Origin of the sequence: Caviibacterium pharyngocola (assembly GCF_002795405.1) — a bacterium.
In the GTDB taxonomy this organism is placed as follows: Bacteria; Pseudomonadota; Gammaproteobacteria; order Enterobacterales; family Pasteurellaceae; genus Caviibacterium; species Caviibacterium pharyngocola.
This window is the reverse complement of sequence record NZ_PHGZ01000008.1, coordinates 26,338-44,685: the sequence shown is the minus strand read 5'-3', so window position 1 is coordinate 44,685 and position 18,348 is coordinate 26,338. Positions and strand designations below refer to the sequence as shown.

At 46.7% G+C, this 18,348-nt stretch carries 16 protein-coding genes; 7 read left to right on the top strand and 9 right to left on the bottom strand.

What is annotated here, in order from left to right:
• Nucleotides 1-38: 38 nt before the first annotated feature.
• From CVP04_RS04135 to CVP04_RS04120, 4 genes are all read right to left on the bottom strand, one after another.
• Entirely contained in the window at nucleotides 39-1,307 is a 1,269-nt protein-coding gene (locus tag CVP04_RS04135) for a multifunctional CCA addition/repair protein (RefSeq protein ID WP_100296257.1), read from the bottom strand.
• Between the two features lie 19 nt (nucleotides 1,308-1,326).
• Nucleotides 1,327-1,938 (bottom strand): TIGR04211 family SH3 domain-containing protein, encoded by a 612-nt coding sequence (locus CVP04_RS04130; protein WP_100296256.1) that lies wholly within the window; start codon nucleotides 1,936-1,938, stop codon nucleotides 1,327-1,329.
• Between the two features lie 109 nt (nucleotides 1,939-2,047).
• Complete coding sequence (locus CVP04_RS04125; RefSeq protein ID WP_100296255.1) at nucleotides 2,048-3,310, bottom strand: inorganic phosphate transporter; 1,263 nt, start codon at nucleotides 3,308-3,310, stop codon at nucleotides 2,048-2,050.
• Between the two features lie 29 nt (nucleotides 3,311-3,339).
• A complete protein-coding gene (locus CVP04_RS04120; RefSeq protein WP_100296254.1) occupies nucleotides 3,340-4,020 on the bottom strand; it encodes a TIGR00153 family protein in 681 nt (226 codons plus the stop codon).
• A 172-nt stretch (nucleotides 4,021-4,192) separates the two neighbouring features.
• On the opposite strand from CVP04_RS04120, the gene CVP04_RS04115 reads away from it, so the two are divergent.
• Both CVP04_RS04115 and radA read left to right on the top strand, forming a co-directional pair.
• Nucleotides 4,193-5,263: a CYTH domain-containing protein gene (locus CVP04_RS04115; protein ID WP_100296253.1), complete on the top strand. Its 1,071-nt coding sequence runs from the start codon at nucleotides 4,193-4,195 to the stop codon at nucleotides 5,261-5,263.
• A gap of 3 nt (nucleotides 5,264-5,266) precedes the next feature.
• A complete protein-coding gene (gene radA / locus CVP04_RS04110; protein WP_100296252.1) occupies nucleotides 5,267-6,643 on the top strand; it encodes a DNA repair protein RadA in 1,377 nt (458 codons plus the stop codon).
• Between the two features lie 17 nt (nucleotides 6,644-6,660).
• Here the strand turns inward: radA and CVP04_RS04105 are convergent, their stop codons facing one another.
• On the bottom strand, nucleotides 6,661-6,996 hold the full coding sequence (locus CVP04_RS04105) for a hypothetical protein (protein ID WP_100296251.1): 336 nt from the start codon (nucleotides 6,994-6,996) through the stop codon (nucleotides 6,661-6,663).
• Nucleotides 6,997-7,156: 160 nt separating this feature from the next.
• On the opposite strand from CVP04_RS04105, the gene lrp reads away from it, so the two are divergent.
• The 5 genes from lrp to serS all read left to right on the top strand — a co-directional run bounded on the left by lrp (nucleotide 7,157) and on the right by serS (nucleotide 14,194).
• Complete coding sequence (gene lrp, locus CVP04_RS04100; RefSeq protein WP_100296250.1) at nucleotides 7,157-7,636, top strand: leucine-responsive transcriptional regulator Lrp; 480 nt, start codon at nucleotides 7,157-7,159, stop codon at nucleotides 7,634-7,636.
• Nucleotides 7,637-7,639: 3 nt separating this feature from the next.
• Nucleotides 7,640-10,513, top strand: a complete 2,874-nt coding sequence (locus CVP04_RS04095; protein WP_100296249.1) for an FtsK/SpoIIIE family DNA translocase — start codon at nucleotides 7,640-7,642, stop codon at nucleotides 10,511-10,513.
• A 226-nt stretch (nucleotides 10,514-10,739) separates the two neighbouring features.
• On the top strand, nucleotides 10,740-11,360 hold the full coding sequence (gene lolA, locus CVP04_RS04090; protein ID WP_100296248.1) for an outer membrane lipoprotein periplasmic chaperone LolA: 621 nt from the start codon (nucleotides 10,740-10,742) through the stop codon (nucleotides 11,358-11,360).
• Nucleotides 11,361-11,475: 115 nt separating this feature from the next.
• Nucleotides 11,476-12,825, top strand: coding sequence for a replication-associated recombination protein A (locus CVP04_RS04085; RefSeq protein WP_100296383.1), 1,350 nt, complete (start codon nucleotides 11,476-11,478; stop codon nucleotides 12,823-12,825).
• Nucleotides 12,826-12,904: 79 nt separating this feature from the next.
• The gene (gene serS, locus CVP04_RS04080; RefSeq protein WP_100296247.1) at nucleotides 12,905-14,194 is read left to right on the top strand and encodes a serine--tRNA ligase; all 1,290 of its coding nucleotides are present in this window, start codon (nucleotides 12,905-12,907) and stop codon (nucleotides 14,192-14,194) included.
• A gap of 63 nt (nucleotides 14,195-14,257) precedes the next feature.
• On the opposite strand, the gene tilS is transcribed toward serS, so the two are convergent.
• The 4 genes from tilS to ribA all read right to left on the bottom strand — a co-directional run bounded on the left by tilS (nucleotide 14,258) and on the right by ribA (nucleotide 18,308).
• A complete protein-coding gene (gene tilS / locus CVP04_RS04075; protein WP_100296246.1) occupies nucleotides 14,258-15,553 on the bottom strand; it encodes a tRNA lysidine(34) synthetase TilS in 1,296 nt (431 codons plus the stop codon).
• A gap of 37 nt (nucleotides 15,554-15,590) precedes the next feature.
• Nucleotides 15,591-16,451, bottom strand: a complete 861-nt coding sequence (pdxY, locus tag CVP04_RS04070) for a pyridoxal kinase PdxY (RefSeq protein ID WP_100296245.1) — start codon at nucleotides 16,449-16,451, stop codon at nucleotides 15,591-15,593.
• 67 nt (nucleotides 16,452-16,518) lie between these two features.
• Nucleotides 16,519-17,472 (bottom strand): acetyl-CoA carboxylase carboxyl transferase subunit alpha, encoded by a 954-nt coding sequence (gene accA / locus CVP04_RS04065; protein WP_100296244.1) that lies wholly within the window; start codon nucleotides 17,470-17,472, stop codon nucleotides 16,519-16,521.
• Nucleotides 17,473-17,654: 182 nt separating this feature from the next.
• Nucleotides 17,655-18,308 carry a GTP cyclohydrolase II gene (ribA, locus tag CVP04_RS04060; protein ID WP_100296243.1) on the bottom strand — a complete coding sequence of 218 codons (654 nt, stop codon included), beginning with the start codon at nucleotides 18,306-18,308 and terminating at the stop codon, nucleotides 17,655-17,657.
• Between the last annotated feature and the right edge of the window lie 40 nt (nucleotides 18,309-18,348).

The window sequence follows — 18,348 nt, the reverse complement described above, 5'->3', positions numbered from 1 at the left end:
CTTATTTTACGTTTTTCACCCGGCTTAGTAAAGCCTCGTCAGTTTGTCGTATTTTCCGTAAAGTGCGGTAGAATTTCCGCGCGTTTTGCTTTTATCACATTGATTCGCCGACGATTTAATTCGGTGCGAATCGCCTGTTTTTCAAATCCTTCGGCAATAATATCTTTCACATTGACGGCTAACGCCGCTTGATAAAGCGCCCAAAGAAAATCCGGCTGCGGATAGGCGGCTTGTTCGAAACCGGTGCGTCCGCGCGTATCGGCGAGACAAACTAACATTAATTCGCGCGTGCGCTGCGGTTTGCGCCAAATATCCAATTTATTGAATAATTCGACGATCGTATCAGGGCGCAAAGCAAAAGCTTTGTGAATATGGCTGTGATATTCGCAAGTCAATTCGGCAAGTTCTTTGATATAACTCGGCACGGTCAGGCGACGACTTAAGCGGCGAACCGGTTCGACACCTGCTTTTTCGTGACCGTAATGGTGCGGCAGAATATCTTTCGGCGTTAAGGCTTTGCCTAAATCGTGACAAACTGCGGCAAAACGCACCGCACTTTTGTGGCAATCTTCCGCCTCGGTTAAACGCACCGCTTGTTGCAAAACTAACATCGAATGTACGAAACTATCCACTTCCGGATGATATGTCACCGGATTCGGCACGCCGTAAAGAGCGTCGATTTCGGGGAATAATACGGCTAATGCACCGATTTGCCGCAAGGTTTCAAAATAGATTTCGGGATGGCGTTCGTTTAACGCTTTTTCCGTTTCTTGCCATACGCGTTCCGGCGTGAGGTGGCGTAGTTCGCCGCTTCGGGTGATTTGTTTCATCAACGCAAAGGTTTCTTCGGCGATGCGAAAACCTAAATGGTGATAACGCGCAGCAAAACGTGCGACGCGTAATACGCGCAAGGGATCTTCGGCGAAAGCGGGAGAAACGTGACGCAAAATGCGTTGATTGAGATCGGAAATGCCGTGATAAGGATCGTGTAATTCGCCTTGAGCGTCTTGTGCGATAGCGTTAATTGTTAAATCACGGCGTAATAGATCTTCTTCTAAGCTAATATGCGGGGAAAAATCGCAAATAAATCCGGTATAACCGGCGCCGTTTTTGCGTTCGGTGCGGGCGAGGGCGTATTCTTCTTTACTGTCGGGATGTAGAAAAACCGGAAAATCTTTGCCCACTTGTTGATAGCCTTGCGCAAGCAATTCTTGCGGCGTGGCGCCGACCACCAACCAATCGCGATCTTTTACCGCCAAACCGAGCAGTTTGTCGCGCACCGCACCGCCGACCAGATAAATTTGCATTCCCGTTGCCCTAAAAAAATTAAGACCAGCCGTTATTGCGACGGCGTTTCGGGATGATAAACGGAATCAATAAACCGAATAATAATCCCACGCCCAACACCGCGCCGCCGTAGATAAACCATTGAATGGCGATTTCGCGTTTACCGGCATCTAACATTGCTTCTAAGTCGCGATTTTTATTTTTGGTGATTTCCAATTCACGATTCAGTTGCGAATTTTGCTCTAACAATTTGCTGCTTTGTTCTTCCGCTTGTTTGCCACGGCGTTGAATTTCCGCCGTGCGTTGTTGCCAATCACTGTCTAAGCGATTGAGTTTTAAGGTTAATTCTTGAATTTGTGCTTTGAGTTTCGGATTTTCTTCTTTACTGCTCGGCGTTGAAGTCAGTTCGCTGGTTAAAATCCACGCTTCGCGATTTTTACTGTCGCGCACTAAGGTATATTTATCTTTGCGATCCAACACGGTAACAGCTTCACCCGATTGAATCGAACCGGCGATTTTGAATTGTTCTCCCGCACCTTTACGCAAAAAGGTAGATAAATTTTCCGTCACATATTTGGTTTCCGCTTGTGCTGTTTGAAAAAATGTGCCGAAAAGTAGAGAAAATATAAAAATTTTAGTAATTTTTTGCATACGAACCGATTCCAATGGGTGAACAATAAAAAAAGTGCGGTAAATTGTACCGCACTTTGCGAGAGAGACAAAGCACAGAATGCCGCTCCCTTTGACGCTGAATTTTCGACTAAATGAAAATCGCGTGTAAAATATAATAAATGATAATGGAAAATAATGCGCCCGCCGGTAAGGTAACCACCCAAGAGGCGACGATATTGCGGATAACCGTTAAGTTTAACGCCGCGATACCGCGCGCAAAGCCGATACCTAAAATTGCGCCGACTAAAGTTTGTGTGGTGGAAATCGGTAAACCCGTACCGGACGCTAAAACTACAGTGGTCGCAGTGGCAAATTGCGCGGCAAAACCACGGCTCGGCGTTAAATCCGTAATACCGGTACCGATTGTCGCCATTACTTTGTAACCCATAATAATCAAACCTAATGCAATGCCCAACGCGCCTAACGGCAGAATCCACCAAGCCAGCGGACTATTCGCCACGATTTGCCCTTGATTATCCACAATCGATACTACGGCGGAAACCGGGCCGATCGCATTGGCAACATCGTTCGAGCCGTGCGCGAACGCCATTGCGCAAGCGGTGAGCAACATCAAAATGCTGAACACTTTTTCCACTGCGCCGAATGTGCCGGAACGCACGGTTTGGCGGAATTTTTTACTGCGGAAATAGAAATAGCTGGTAACGATCGAAATGGCACTGATTCCCACAGAAATCACGGTGGTTTCCGTTCCGCTTAAGTGTAAACCGACGTGCTTCAATCCTTTGGTAAGGGTAACGACACATAAAATAAAGATAGTCACACCCATATAATAAGGCCCGTATTTTTGTGCGTTACGTAAAGGTTTTTCCGTATCGAAGATTAATTTTTGCGTGCTGAAGAAAATCACATAAGCCAGAATACCGGCGATAACCGGCGTAATAAACCAGCTGCCGACGATATTGCGGATTGAGCCCCAATCGACGGAATGCGGTCCGACGGTGACGCAGGCGAAACCGATGATCGCACCGATAATCGTATGCGTGGTGGATACCGGCCAACCCATTTTTGAGGCGAGCAAGAGCCATAAGCCGGAAGAAAATAGCGCAGCCATCATCCCTAACGCGAGCACTTCGGGCGTTGCAGCGTATTCAATGGTATTAATCACACCGCTTTTAATGGTTTCGGTCACTTCGCCGCCGGCAAGATATGCCCCGGCGGATTCAAAGATCATCGCAATAATAATCGCTTGTTTGGCGGTAATCGTTCCCGAACCGACGGAAGTACCCATCGCGTTAGAAACATCGTTGGCACCCACGCCGAATGCCATAAAAAAGCCGAATGCGGCGGTAATAATAACGAGTATCGTGCCGTAGTGTTGAATAAGTTCCATAGTGTTTCCCCTATGTTATCGAGTTGTGATTAAGAACGAGCCAACATTAATTCAATGCGCGAACCTACGCGTTGGGCTTGATCCGCCAACACACCGATCCATTCAAGGATTTTATATAAGAACATTACGTCGATAGGGTTATAACGTCCTTCTACGGAACGTAACATTAAACGTAATTTAATTTGCATTTGATCCGTATCGTCTTCAATATCGTCTAACGCCTGAATCATATTATTGACGAAATTCAATTCACGACCTTTAAAACCGGTTTCCAATAAACCGTCCATTTCGTCGATCACGCGATGCGCCTGCACGGTGGCGTCCAAACTGCGGCAGACATATTTCATAAATTCTTCTTGCATTTCTTGCGGGAAGGAAAATTGACGTCCGATCATTCGTCCGGCAATGTCTTTGGCGTAGTTGGCAAGTTTGTCTTGCTGCGTAACCAATTCCAATAAATCCGTGCGATCAATCGGCATAAACAAACCGCGCGGCAGTTTCAAACGAATTTCGCGTTTTAATGAATCCGCTTGACGTTCCGCTTCCGAAATTTGTTGACGCACTTTTTCCGCATTTTCCCAATCGTTTGTAAAAGTATATTCAAAAAATTGCACTAAAAAGCTGCAGCATTCCGTCACTTTATTGGAATGTTGCTGCAATGGTTTTAACGGTGAGTGAGCAAATAATCCGAGGATATTATTTACTGCCATAGAAAACTCCTTAATGGGGTTGATAACAATTCTGCGCGCATATTACTCTATGTCGGTGAAAAATTCACGATTTTAATCGAAAAAAATTGCGATTTATCGGATAATGCGGATAAACGGGTTGTAATCCGCTTGTTTTAAAATAGCTAATGTTTTGATATTAAAGGAATTAATGATGAGTAATGAAGTGGAACTCAAATTGGCGGTGTCGCCTGATTTTGCCGAATTTTTAAGCCAAGCGCTCAGCGGACTGAACGTAATATCGCAACAAACGATTTTCTTAGGAAACAGCTATTATGACAGCACCGACGGCTTTTTCGCCGCGCATAAAATGGGCTTGCGCATTCGTCGCGAAAACGATGATTTCACCTTAACGTTAAAAACCGACGGAAAAGTCGCCGGCGGCTTGCATATTCGCCCGGAATATAATGTCCCGTTAGCGGAAAACAAAGCGGATTTAACCGAATTAGTCACGCGCTACGATTTGGATAAAAGCTGGTTGCAGTTGTCGCTACAAGCTATTTTTTCAACGGATTTTCAGCGTCGCCTATGGTTGGTGGAACAGGGCGGTACGGTTATTGAAGTGGCGTTGGATCAAGGCGAAATCGTCGCCGGCGAAAAACGCGAGCCGATCTGTGAAGTGGAATTCGAATTAAAACAAGGCAAAATTACGGATTTATTGCGTTTTGTCGCTTCTTTAACCCTAGAAAACGGCGTTCGCCTTAGTTCGGCAAGCAAAGCACAGCGCGGCTATCGATTGGTTGCCGGAAAAATGCCTTCCGCTCAAGATTGGCTGGAACGTTGGAAAGATTTTTTACAAAGTTCGCAAAATATGCCGAAACCGTTGCAAAAATTGACCGCACTTTTTCAGTTCGAACAGGATTTAATCGAAGAAACCGTCAATTTGGGCGCGGATTTCTTTGCGCAAAATTTCTTGCGCACGGTGGAGCGGGTCGGTGCATTTTTTAATTTGTATCATTTTTATAGTGAAAACGGCAAATTGCTTGAAAGTGCGGTGAACGAACAGATTGAAAGCGGACGATTACACCGCGAAGATGATCTGATGTTGCGCTTGTTAGATAGCCATTCGCGTTTATTGGCGGCAATGAAAGAGATTATTCGTTTCCATAGCGAAACCAAAGATAACGCCAAAGCGATGGCGAAATTATTGGAATTATTACATTCGGCGCAATATGTGCACAGAATGTTGGATTTGATTTTATTAACGTTAAACGAGAACGATTAAAAAATGGCAAAAGCACCGAAAACGGCTTATGTATGTAATGATTGCGGCGCGGAATTTTCGCGCTGGCAAGGGCAGTGTTCCGCCTGTAAAGCGTGGAATACCATTAGCGAAGTGCGATTAGTCAGCGCCTCGGCGAGCAAAAACGACCGTTTCAGCGGTTATGCCGGCGAAACGCGGGCGAAAATTCAAACGCTGGCGGACATCAGTTTGCAAGAACTGCCGCGTTTTAGCAGCGGATTTAACGAGTTGGATCGCGTTTTGGGCGGCGGAATCGTGCCGGGCAGCGCCATTTTGATCGGCGGACATCCGGGCGCGGGGAAAAGTACCTTATTATTACAAGTAATGTGCGGTTTGTCGCAAAAAATGACCGCACTTTATGTCACCGGTGAAGAATCCTTGCAACAAGTGGCAATGCGCGCCAGTCGATTGGGTTTGCCGCCGGATCGCTTGAATGTGCTGTCGGAAACTTCGGTAGAACAAATTTGTCAGCTGGCGGATCAACTCAAACCGCAAGTGATTGTGATCGACTCCATTCAAGTAATGCATTTAGCCGACATTCAATCCTCACCAGGCAGCGTGGCGCAAGTGCGCGAATGCGCGTCGTTTTTAACCCGTTACGCGAAAACTCGCCAAGTGGCGATTGTGATGGTCGGGCACGTCACCAAAGACGGCACGCTCGCCGGCCCGAAAGTGTTGGAACACGTTATCGACTGTTCTTTACTGCTGGAAGGCGAAAAGGATTCCCGCTATCGCACTTTGCGCAGCCATAAAAATCGCTTCGGCGCGGTGAACGAATTGGGCGTTTTTGCGATGACCGAACAAGGCTTGCGCGAAGTAAAAAATCCGTCGGCGATTTTTTTAAGTCGCGGCGAAGAACAAACGGCGGGCAGTTCGGTGATGGTGTTATGGGAAGGGACACGTCCGTTGTTGGTAGAAATTCAAGCGCTGGCGGATCATTCGATGTTGGCGAACCCGCGCCGCGTGGCAGTGGGCTTGGAACAAAATCGCTTGGCGTTATTATTGGCGGTGCTACATCGTCACGGCGGATTACAAATGTCGGATCAGGATATTTTCGTTAATGTGGTCGGCGGTGTAAAGGTGACGGAAACCGGCGCGGATCTCGCGTTATTATTGGCGTTGATTTCCAGTTTCCGCAATCGCCCGCTGCCGCAAGATCTGGTTGTATTCGGCGAAGTGGGATTGGCGGGCGAAATTCGCCCTGTGCCGAGCGGACAAGAACGTATCAGTGAAGCGGCGAAACACGGCTTCAAACGTGCGATCGTCCCCTTCGCGAATAAACCGAAAAGTGCGGTGCAAAATATGCAAGTTTTCACCGTGAAAAAATTATCCGATGCATTGGATGTGTTGGATAATTTATAAACCGAGGGCGGAGGCGTTTAAATACAGCCTCCGCAGCTGCCGCAGCGCCAATCTTCCCGATTGACCGCTTGATAAAAGTGACGAAAATAGGCTTCTTCTAACGGCACGTCCGCTGCAATAAATACATCGCTTAGCCAGTCGATATTGGCGACAATCCAATCCTCTTTGTCCAAACCTTCCAAATAAAGCTCGTCATCAGGATCGATAAAATTATAAATACCTTTCGTGCCCATATCTTTCTCGCGCTTATTTTCGGGCAAAATCAAGTGTTGATCTTGATAAAAAATTTCCCAATGCCCCAAACAGAGCGTATTACCGCGCGAGGTCCAGCGCGCATTAAACGGATTTGTCATAAAGTTCACATTATCTAAAGTTAAACGGCGGCGAAATGTTGCCGATTTGGTTCTTTATTTTTACAAAAAAAACGCATAAAAATCTAATGAAATAGTGTAAAATCAGGAAAGATTTGTATTTTTTAGCATAAATTACCTCTATTTAATTATCGGAAAGACTATGGAAAAGAAACTCCCTAAAGCGCTTGATGCGATTGACATCAAAATTCTGAACGAATTGCAACGTAACGGCAAAATTTCCAATATCGATTTGTCTAAAAAGGTCGGTTTGTCACCGACACCCTGTTTGGAGCGGGTGAAACGCTTGGAAAAACAAGGCGTGATAATGGGTTATCGAGCATTATTAAATCCGGAATTATTGGATTCGCCGTTATTGGTAATCGTCGAAATCACCTTGGTGCGCGGGCGTCCGGACGTGTTCGAGGAATTTAACGCCGCCGTGCAACAATTAGACGAAATTCAAGAATGTCATCTGGTTTCCGGCGATTTTGACTATTTGCTCAAAACCCGCGTGGCGGATATGGCGGCGTATCGTAAACTGCTGGGTACAACCTTGTTGCGCTTGCCGGGCGTAAACGACACGCGTACTTACGTCGTAATGGAAGAAGTCAAACAAACCAATTTTTTACAATTAAAATAAACAATGATTAAACGAATTACCGCGCATTTTACCCCGAAACAATATCTCGTCGAAATGTTGTTAGGATTGACCGCACTTTTCGGTCTTTATTTAATTATCGCTTGGTCGGGTTACAGTCCGTTGGACAGTTCTTGGTCGGTGTCTTCCTCGCAGCCTGAAACCATTAATAAAGCCGGCAAACTCGGCGCGTGGTTTATCGATCTGTTTTTCGCTTTATTCGGACACATCGGCAACATTATGCCTTTCGTGTTATTTATCGCGCCGATTTATTTTATCCGCACCAAACGTCGCGACAGCCTAACGTGGACGCGCTTATTTTTGCGCTTGTTCGGTTTCTCCTTGCTATTATGCGGATTAACCGCTTTAGCAGCATTGTTATTATCAAACAGCCTGTATTATCTGGCGGGCGGTGTATTAGGCGGTAGTTTGGTGGTTTCGTTTTTTCCGCTAATCGGTAAATTCGGCATTTTATTAAGCGGCTTTATTTTAAGCGTGGTCGGCTTTATCGTGTGTTCTGGCGCGTCGTTGATTCGTTTGTTGGTGAAATTTTATTATTGGCTAACGATGAAAAACGAAGAACCGGCAACGGAAACGGAAGAACAACCGCTTGCCGAAGAAAACGAATTCGTCGAGCCACCGGAAGAAATTAAAATTCCGCAATCCGCCGTGTTCCAAACGGAAGAAAAAAACGATTCTGCGGAAGAAGTGGATTTGGTGGACGTTAATCGCTTTATTCAAATCAGCGGATTGAATAACGAAAAACCGACGGAACAAGTGACGCAGTCCGTATTGCAACAAACGCCGATTCATTCAGAACCGTTGCACGAAAATATTACTGCGGATGCATTTAGCGGATACGGCGTGGATCAAATCGACGATTTACCGAATGTAAGTATCGCGGTAATGGATGTTACGGCGCACAATCAAAACTTTGCGCCGACAGCGCCGCTGCCGCACACTCAAGTGCAACAGCAAGCGCAACAAAGTGCGGTGGATTTTAGCCGAGAATCCGATTACACCTTTGAACGTGACGAAATGCCGATCCCGACGGTTTCCATTCCGCCGGTGCAAAGTGTTGCGCCTGATTTTGATGCCTCGGCGTCTATTACGGTTCGTTTGAATGAAACGGAAAGTTTAACGAAAGAAGCGGACGACGCGGAAATGACGGAGCTTGCCCGCCAATTCGAAGAACAGCAAAAACAGCGTTTCGCCGAAATGGAACAGCGCGCAAAAGCAATGGACGCGGAAGACGCGTTGAATGTGATTCTAAATAAAGAAGAAAGTGCGGTGGAAATTTCACCGACAATTACTGCCGCGCCGGATTACAAACCTTACGGCAATTCGTTGATTCACCCCGCATTGCAACAAAAAGCCGTCAGCAAAGCCAAACCGACCACGCCGTTGCCGAGCTTGGATTTGTTGGAACATCGCCCGACGCAGGCGCAAGATATTACGCAAGAAGAAATTATCGAAACTTCGCAACGTATTGAACAACAACTGCGCAATTTTAACGTAAAAGCCACGGTGAAAGACGTGTTGGTCGGGCCGGTGGTTACGCGTTACGAGTTGGAATTACAACCGGGTGTTAAAGCCTCGAAAGTCACCGGAATCGATACGGATTTGGCGCGGGCGTTAATGTTCCGTTCCATTCGGGTGGCGGAAGTGATTCCGGGTAAGCCTTATATCGGTATTGAAACGCCGAATACGCACCGCCAAACCGTGCCGCTGCGCGATGTGTTGGACAGCGACGAATTTCGTCAATCGAAATCCTTGTTATCAATGGCGCTCGGTAAGGACATTAGCGGCAAACCTGTGGTGGTGGATCTGGCGAAAATGCCGCATTTATTGGTGGCGGGCTCGACCGGTTCGGGTAAATCCGTGGGCGTGAATACAATGATTCTCAGCTTATTATTCCGCGTCAAACCGGAAGAAGTGAAGTTCATTATGATCGACCCGAAAGTCGTGGAGTTATCCATTTATAACGATATTCCGCATTTATTGACGGAAGTGGTCACCGATATGAAAAAAGCGGCGAACGCGTTGCGTTGGTGCGTGGACGAAATGGAACGCCGTTATCAACTTTTGTCCGCGTTGCGCGTGCGTAATATCGAAGGTTATAACGAAAAAATCGACGAATATAACGCAATGGGAATGCCGATTCCGAATCCGATTTGGCGACCGGGCGACACAATGGATGCCTTACCGCCGGCGTTGGAAAAACTCAGTTATATTGTGGTGATCGTGGATGAATTTGCCGATTTGATGATGGTCGCCGGCAAACAAATCGAAGAATTAATCGCGCGCTTGGCGCAAAAAGCGCGAGCTATCGGTATCCATTTGATTTTGGCGACGCAGCGCCCGTCGGTGGATGTGATCACCGGTTTGATTAAAGCCAATATTCCGAGCCGAATCGCCTTTACCGTGGCGAGCAAAATCGACTCGCGCACTATTTTGGATCAAGGCGGTGCGGAAGCCTTGCTCGGACGCGGTGATATGTTGTATTCCGGACAAGGCTCCTCGGATCTTATTCGGGTGCACGGCGCCTTTATGAGCGACGATGAAGTAGCGCGTATCGCGGACGATTGGCGCGCGCGCGGCAAACCGAATTATATCGACGGCATTTTGGACGGCGCGGAAGAGGAAGAATCCGCCGACGGCGAACGCGGCGCGGATGACGGCGAGCTGGACGATTTATTCGATCAGGTAATGGAATTTGTTCTCAGCACGGGCACGACCTCCGTTTCCTCCATTCAACGCCGTTTCCGTGTAGGTTTTAACCGTGCGGCGCGCATAATGGATCAAATGGAAGAACAGGGCATCGTTTCCGCACAACAAAACGGCAAACGGGAAATTTTAGCCCGTCGCCCCGACTATTAATCCGGCGCTAAGCGAAAAATTAATCGGCGGGTGAACGAACCCGCCTTTTTATTGTCATAAAGGTATGATTAATTTTCTGTATTAAAGGAAAATCCGAATGTTTCAACACACAGAGCCTCACAAGATCGAGGCCCTATGTGTTGCCCTGAATTGGAAGAGGTTATGCCTCTTCCAATTAAATTATCCGCCATAAATGGCGGGGTTTCAACCATAAGGTAGATATTTGATGAAAAAAACAACCTTAAAACTCACCGCACTTTTATTGGCTTCCGTTAGCGGTTTCGCTTGGGCGGACGCGGCGAGCGAATTGCAAAACCGCTTGAACAAAGTGGATGTATTAAGCGCGGATTACACGCAAAAAGTCAGCGATCCGAAAGGCAAAGAAATTCAGCAAGGCAGCGGTAAAATTCAGATCAAACGCCCGAATTTGTTCCGAATGGACAATAAATCGCCGCAAGAAACACAAATTATTTCCGACGGCAAAACCTTGTGGTTTTACGATCCTTTCGTCGAACAAGTCACGGCGAATTGGGTGAGCGAAGCGGTGAACAACACGCCGTTCGTGCTGTTAACCAGTAATGATTCGAGCCACTGGAAACAATATACGGTGGAACAAAAAGCCGATACATTTACCTTAAAACCGAAATCTGCCAAAAGTAATATCAAACAATTTGATATTCGTATCGAAGCGGACGGCGTGTTGAAAAATTTCAGCACCATTGAAAAAGACGGACAAGCGAACTTGTATGTGTTGCGCAATATTACCAATCAACCTCTCGCGGACGATTTGTTTAAATTCAGCGTACCGAAAAATGCGGAATTAGACGATCAGCGTAAGAAAAAATAAATCTCTATAAACTTACATTTCGGCACGGCATTTACCCGTGCCGATTTTTTTATTTTCGGCTAAAATAGTCGGCATCTCATTATTTGATTCAACCGATGATTCACGGGAGGTTGAAATGTCTAATCTTAGTTTTGATTTTGCGGAAAACGATTTTCGCCCGCTTGCCGCGCGAATGCGCCCGACATCATTGGCGCAGTATTGCGGTCAATCCCACTTGCTCGGCGAAGGTAAACCGCTGCGTAAAGCTATCGAAGCGGGGCATATTCATTCGATGATTTTCTGGGGCCCGCCCGGCACGGGCAAAACTACTTTGGCGGAAATTATCGCTGCGCGAATTAACGCCGAAGTGGAGCGTATTTCGGCGGTCACCGGCGGCATTAAAGAAATCCGCGAAGCGATCGACCGAGCAAAACAAAACAAACTGGCGGATCGGCGCACGATTTTGTTCGTGGATGAAGTTCATCGTTTTAATAAAAGTCAGCAAGACGCGTTTTTACCGCATATTGAAGACGGCACGATTATTTTCATCGGCGCCACCACGGAAAATCCTTCTTTCGAATTAAACAGCGCCTTGCTGTCGCGTGCGCGCGTGTATATTTTAAAATCCCTCACCACGAAGGAAATCGAAAAAGTCTTACGCCAAGCGGTGGAAGATGAAACGCGCGGCTTAGGTAAAGAGCGGTTGATTTTAGCGCCGAATTTTCTGCAGGATTTAGCCGAATATGTTAACGGCGACGCCCGCTTGGCGTTGAATTGTCTCGAATTAAGCGCGGATATGGCGGAAGAAGGCGAAAACGGAAAATTATTAGACCGCACTTTGTTGCGCGAAATATTGGGCGAACGGCAAGCGCGCTTTGATAAACGCGGCGATCGTTTTTATGATTTGATTTCCGCCTTGCATAAATCCGTACGAGGCTCGGCGCCCGACGCGGCATTATATTGGTATGCGCGCATTATTACTGCCGGCGGCGATCCCTTATATGTGGCGCGCCGTTTGCTTGCCATTGCCTCGGAAGATGTGGGCAACGCGGATCCGCGCGCAATGCAAGTGGCGATTGCCGCGTGGGATTGTTTTACCCGCGTCGGCGCGGCGGAAGGCGAAAGAGCCATTGCTCAAGCCATTGTGTATCTTGCCGTAGCGCCGAAAAGCAATGCGGTTTATACCGCGTTTAAAGCAGCGAAAAAACTCGCGACGGAAACGCCGGATTATGATGTACCGGAACATTTACGCAACGCGCCGACCGAATTAATGAAAGGCTTGGGCTACGGTGCGGAATATCGCTATGCCCACGACGAGCCGAATGCCTATGCCGCCGGCGAAAATTATTTTCCGGAGCCTTTGCAGGATACGCAATATTATTTTCCGGTTGCCAGAGGAATGGAAATTCAAATCAGCGAAAAATTGGCGCGCTTACGCGAATCGGATAAACAAAGTAACAATATTCGTTATAAATCACGCGGATAACTGGTTTATTTTTGCAAACCGAGCTAAAATAATCCGCATTATAGAACTGTACAAAATCAAATTAGATTAAGGTAACAATATGATCGATCCAAATTTATTGCGTAATAATCTTGCGGAAGTCGCGGAAAAATTAAAAATCAGACGCGGTTTCGAATTAAACGTCGAAAAAATCGCCGACTTGGAAGAACAACGTAAATCTTTGCAAGTAAAGACGGAAACTTTACAAGCGGAGCGTAATGCGCGTTCCAAAGCAATCGGCGCGGCGAAAGCACGCGGCGAAGATATTGCGCCGTTGTTGGAAGAAGTGGATCATATGGGCATTGAGTTAAGTATGGCGAAAGCGAAACTTGACGATGTGTTGGCGGAATTAAACGAAATCGCCTTAACCATTCCGAACATTCCGGCGGATGAAGTGCCGCTGGGCAAAGACGACACGGAAAATAAAGAAATTTCCCGCTGGGGCACGCCGCGTACCTTTGATTTTGAAATTCAAGATCACGTCACTTTGGGCGAACAGCTTGACGGCTTGGATTTTGCCTCCGGCGTTAAATTAAGCGGCGCGCGTTTTGCGGTAATGAAAGGTCAAATCGCTAAAATGCACCGTGCATTGGCGCAATTTATGTTGGATTTGCACACCGAACAACACGGTTATACCGAAACCTATGTGCCGTATTTGGTTAATCATTCCACATTATACGGTACGGGACAATTACCGAAATTCGGCGAAGATTTGTTCCATACTAAACCGTTGGAAGGCGAACAACCTTATGCGCTAATCCCGACGGCGGAAGTGCCGGTGACCAATTTGGTGCGCGACGAAATTATCGACGAGGCGGATTTACCGATAAAAATGACCGCACATACGCCTTGTTTCCGTTCCGAAGCGGGATCTTACGGTCGTGATACGCGCGGATTGATTCGTATGCACCAATTCGACAAAGTGGAAATGGTGCAAATCGTCGAGCCGGAAAAATCAATGGAAGCTTTGGAAGAATTAACCGGTCACGCGGAAAAAGTATTGCAATTATTGAATTTGCCGTATCGTAAAGTGTTGCTTTGCAGCGGTGATATGGGTTTCGGTTCGGCAAAAACCTACGATTTGGAAGTTTGGGTGCCGGCGCAAAATACCTATCGTGAAATTTCTTCTTGCTCGAATATGTGGGACTTCCAAGCGCGTCGTATGCAAGCGCGTTGCCGCGCTAAAGGCGATAAGAAAACCCGTTTGGTGCACACCTTAAACGGTTCCGGTTTAGCAGTCGGACGCACCTTAGTCGCAGTGTTGGAAAACTACCAAAACGCAGACGGTTCCATTACCGTGCCGGAAGTTTTGCGTCCTTATATGGGCGGAATCGAAGTGATCGGCAAATAAATTTCGGTTAAAGTTCAACAAACACTAAAAAACTCGGCGCGAAAATGCCGAGTTTTTTTATGCCTATTCGACACGCTCAAAATTTTCAAAAAAACCGACCGCACTTTGAAAATGCTCGCCGTAAAAAATTAACGGAATACGCTGACGTAACCACACCGGTACATTATGTTTTTGCCACAGTTTTTTGATGTCTTGTCGAATTCCTTGCGGATTGCGCACTTTGCCGCCGTAAGCAAAACGAATTTGAATCGGCAAAGTTGTCGGCGGCAGCGGTTGAATATGATTTTGCCATTTTGCCATATATCCGTTCGCCCTCTGTTCCAGCACAAATTCGCCCAAATCATCAGGCAGCGAAAGCCGTTGGTTCGGTACAACGGGCAAAATCACTCGGCTTAAATCGGCAAAATCGGGCGTGAGGTATAAACGTTGTTGATAGCGACGAATTTGTTGCTCGGCAAAGCGAAAATGCGGATTGCGATCCGAACGGGCGAAAATCACGTCCCGAATGATTTGTTCCGTTTGAATTAACGAGGGCATTTGCAAACCGAATTCCGCCAGCCATTGTCTTAACAGCGCTTTTTGTTTCGCCGGCGAATATTCCGCAAAGTCGATCAGTGATAAAGTGCGGTCGGATTGACGATAGATTTTTTGATAATCTTGCGCCAATAATTCGTTAATCAGCTGTTGTTGTTCGAAACAATGTTGCGCGGTGCGTTGTACCGCGTCGTCAAAATGCTGCCAACGGCGGCGCAAAATCGGCAGAGCGGTGTTGCGCAAAAAATTGCGTTCATAGCGATTATCCGCATTGCTTTCGTCTTCAATCCAACTGAGATTTTCCGTGCGAACATAATCTTCCAATTCGGCACGTGAAAAGGGGAGCAGCGGGCGAAAAATCGGCACGCCAAATGCGCAACTGTTCACTTGCATTGCGCTTAATCCTTGCAATCCGCTACCGCGTTTTAACGCTAAAAAGAAGGTTTCCGTTTGATCTTGCTGATGATGCGCGGTTGCCAATACTTCATTTTCCGTCAAATAGCGTTGAATCGCTTGATAGCGCGCTTCTCTGGCGCCAGCTTCAATGCCGTTTTCGCTCGTCGGCGTAACACGTTCGACAATAAGCGGAATGTTGAATTGTCGGCACATTTGGTGACAATGTTCCGCCCAGTCATCCGCATTCGGGCTGAATCCGTGATGAATATGAATAGCGCGCAGCTGTAAGTGCGGTTGATTTTCGGCGAGTTTAGCAAAAAGAGCAAGCAAGGCGGTAGAATCCAATCCGCCGCTAAAGCCGATAAGAAAACGTTGTTGATGCGGATAATACCGGCTGATTTGCTGTAAAAATTGCGGATAAATCGACATTTTTATTAAGGGCGACGGTTGCCGCCCTGCGTTCGGGTTAAGCGATTTTATTCGCGCGGTATTGGCTTTTCGGCGTAACAATCAAATCGCGCGCGGCGATAAGTTGCAATTCATAGGAGCCCGCACGGTGTGTGGTTTCCATTACGTCGTTAACCGCGTTAGCCGTGTGTTCGAACGCTTCTAAATCGGATTTGCCGTTTAGCAAATTCGCGATAAATAATCCGGCGGTTAAATCGCCGACGCCCACAGGTTCTTTGGCAAAATCGTGCAGTGGGCGGCTAATGTGCCAAATGCCTTCTTCCGTTGCCAATAACATTTCGAATTTGCTCGGATCTTGTCCGACTTTGCTCAAATGTTTCACCAATACTTTTTTCGGGCCTTTGCTGCGGATCACTTTTACCGCCTCAATGGCTTGCTCGAAGTTTTCCACGGTTAATCCGCTCAGTTCGCGCAATTCGACCAAATTTGGCGTCATAATATCGGCGTGCGCCATTGCGATGTTGATTAAGCCTTCTTTTACACCGTCCGCCACGATACAGCCTTTATCCGGATGGCCCATTACCGGATCGCATAAATATAGCGCGTTCGGATTGCGTTGTTTTACTTTATGCACGGCGTTGACGATTTCTTCCACTTGCTCGGCGGAACCGATGTAGCCGGAAACCACGGCGTTACATTTGCTTAATTCGCCGATTTCATCGATACCGCGCAGAATTTCGCCGATTTGTTCTTTCGGAATTACCATTCCCGTCCATTTGCCGTATTGGGTATGGTTGGAAAATTGCACGGTATTCAACGCCCAAACGTCAACACCGAGTAATTGCATTGGAAAAGTCGCGGATTTATTGCCCGCATAGCCGTAAACGACGTGAGATTGAATTGAAAGGATGTGTTTCATTATAACTTCCCGATAAATTAATAAAATCTAACAAAAGAGCGGTTAAAAAACCGCTCGATTTAATTTTTTAGCAATATCCGTAACTCATTAAACGATGATAACGACGATCCAATAAGGTGTCTTTATCTAACACGTCAAGATCGGCTAAATCGCTTAAAAGACGTTGTTTGAGATTATTCGCCGTTTCTTCATAGTTGCGATGCGCGCCGCCGAGCGGTTCTTTCACGATATTATCGATTAATTTTAATTCTTTTAGACGATTGGCGGTTAAGCCCATTACTTCCGCTGCGGTGGAAGCTTTGTCGGCGCTTTTCCATAAAATAGAGGCGCAACCTTCCGGTGAAATTACCGAATAAGTGCTATATTGCAACATATTGACTTTATCGCCCACGCCGATTGCCAAAGCACCGCCGGAGCCGCCTTCGCCGATAACGGTGCAAATCACCGGCACTTTTAAGGTGGACATTTCGCGTAAATTGCGCGCAATGGCTTCCGATTGACCGCGTTCTTCCGCGCCGACGCCCGGATAAGCACCCGGTGTGTCGATAAAGGTAATAATCGGCAGATTAAAACGTTCCGCCATTTGCATTAAACGCAAAGCTTTGCGATAACCTTCTGGTGCCGGCATTCCGAAGTTGCGTTGTACTTTTTCTTTTACGCTGCGACCTTTTTGATGACCGATAACCATAACCGGTCTGCCGTCTAAGCGCGCCAATCCGCCGATAATGGCTTTATCGTCGGCAAAAGCGCGATCGCCGGCGAGCTCTTCAAATTCGGTGAAAATATGTTCGATATAATCCAAGGTGTACGGACGATTCGGATGACGCGCCATACGCGAAACCTGCCACGCATCTAAATTGGCAAAGGTTTTTTGCGTTAATTCGGCGCTTTTCTTTTGTAAACGCGCAATTTCGTCGTCAAGGTTAATTTTATCGTCTTGATCGGCGACGGAACGTAATGATTCGATTTTTGCTTCCAATTCCGCGATCGGCAATTCAAAATCTAAATATTCTTGGCTCATTTGTCTTTCCTACATTCAGTGATTCGGCACAAAATTACACCGCACTTTAACAAGATTTTCGGCAGGGTGCAAATCTGCCGAGCATTGTATGCTTTTTTTACAAAAAAATCAGGCGTTTTATGCGGAAATTTTGCTGGTAAGAGCATTTGCGGCGCGTGTGATTACGCGCCGTGACCTTTTCTTTATTTACGCGGAATTTCTTCTTGGCAATGCGGACAGTCTAACAAATGTTTTTGATTATTATGCACGATAAAATGTCCCATTTTTTTGGCTTTGGTATCCAAATATTCGGTATTGTAGCGGTTTTCGCCGACATTCAACGGCACGCGTTCCACTACATTAATGCCCGCTTTTTTCATCGTATCGATTTTTGCCGGATTATTGGTGAGCAAACGCACTTGTTTCACGCCTAACAACTCGAACATATCGGCGCATACGGAAAAATTTCGTTCGTCCGCGGCAAAACCGAGGGCGAGATTCGCCTCAATGGTGTCCAAACCTTTATCTTGTAAAGAATAGGCGCGGATTTTATTGATCAAACCGATGCCGCGACCTTCTTCGCGATGATAAATCAACACGCCGCGTCCGGCTTCGCTGATTTGTCGCAACGCCGTTGCCAGTTGAAAACCGCAATCGCATTTTAAACTGTGCAATGCGTCGCCGGTTAAACATTCCGAGTGAATACGCGCAAGCACCGGCTCCGCTTGATCGGCAATATCGCCCATTACCAGCGCAATATGTTCTTTTTTCGTATCGGGAAATTCAAAGCCGACAATCCGAAAAATACCGAATTCGGTCGGCAGATTAGCTTCAGTCACAAGCTGAATTTTTGACATAAACGAATCCTTATTCTCTTTTTATTGAATAATGCTAAAA

Bases quoted from the DNA above. Each gene is read 5' to 3' on its own strand.
- CVP04_RS04125 (WP_100296255.1), bottom strand. From the start codon at position 3,310: ATGGAACTTATTCAACACTACGGCACGATACTCGTTATTATTACCGCC.
- ribA (WP_100296243.1), bottom strand. From the start codon at position 18,308: ATGTCAAAAATTCAGCTTGTGACTGAAGCTAATCTGCCGACCGAATTC.
- CVP04_RS04130 (WP_100296256.1), bottom strand. From the start codon at position 1,938: ATGCAAAAAATTACTAAAATTTTTATATTTTCTCTACTTTTCGGCACA.
- lrp (WP_100296250.1), top strand. From the start codon at position 7,157: ATGGAAAAGAAACTCCCTAAAGCGCTTGATGCGATTGACATCAAAATT.
- pdxY (WP_100296245.1), bottom strand. From the start codon at position 16,451: ATGAAACACATCCTTTCAATTCAATCTCACGTCGTTTACGGCTATGCG.
- radA (WP_100296252.1), top strand. From the start codon at position 5,267: ATGGCAAAAGCACCGAAAACGGCTTATGTATGTAATGATTGCGGCGCG.
- CVP04_RS04085 (WP_100296383.1), top strand. From the start codon at position 11,476: ATGTCTAATCTTAGTTTTGATTTTGCGGAAAACGATTTTCGCCCGCTT.
- accA (WP_100296244.1), bottom strand. From the start codon at position 17,472: ATGAGCCAAGAATATTTAGATTTTGAATTGCCGATCGCGGAATTGGAA.
- lolA (WP_100296248.1), top strand. From the start codon at position 10,740: ATGAAAAAAACAACCTTAAAACTCACCGCACTTTTATTGGCTTCCGTT.
- tilS (WP_100296246.1), bottom strand. From the start codon at position 15,553: ATGTCGATTTATCCGCAATTTTTACAGCAAATCAGCCGGTATTATCCG.
- CVP04_RS04115 (WP_100296253.1), top strand. From the start codon at position 4,193: ATGAGTAATGAAGTGGAACTCAAATTGGCGGTGTCGCCTGATTTTGCC.
- CVP04_RS04135 (WP_100296257.1), bottom strand. From the start codon at position 1,307: ATGCAAATTTATCTGGTCGGCGGTGCGGTGCGCGACAAACTGCTCGGT.
- CVP04_RS04095 (WP_100296249.1), top strand. From the start codon at position 7,640: ATGATTAAACGAATTACCGCGCATTTTACCCCGAAACAATATCTCGTC.
- CVP04_RS04105 (WP_100296251.1), bottom strand. From the start codon at position 6,996: ATGACAAATCCGTTTAATGCGCGCTGGACCTCGCGCGGTAATACGCTC.
- serS (WP_100296247.1), top strand. From the start codon at position 12,905: ATGATCGATCCAAATTTATTGCGTAATAATCTTGCGGAAGTCGCGGAA.
- CVP04_RS04120 (WP_100296254.1), bottom strand. From the start codon at position 4,020: ATGGCAGTAAATAATATCCTCGGATTATTTGCTCACTCACCGTTAAAA.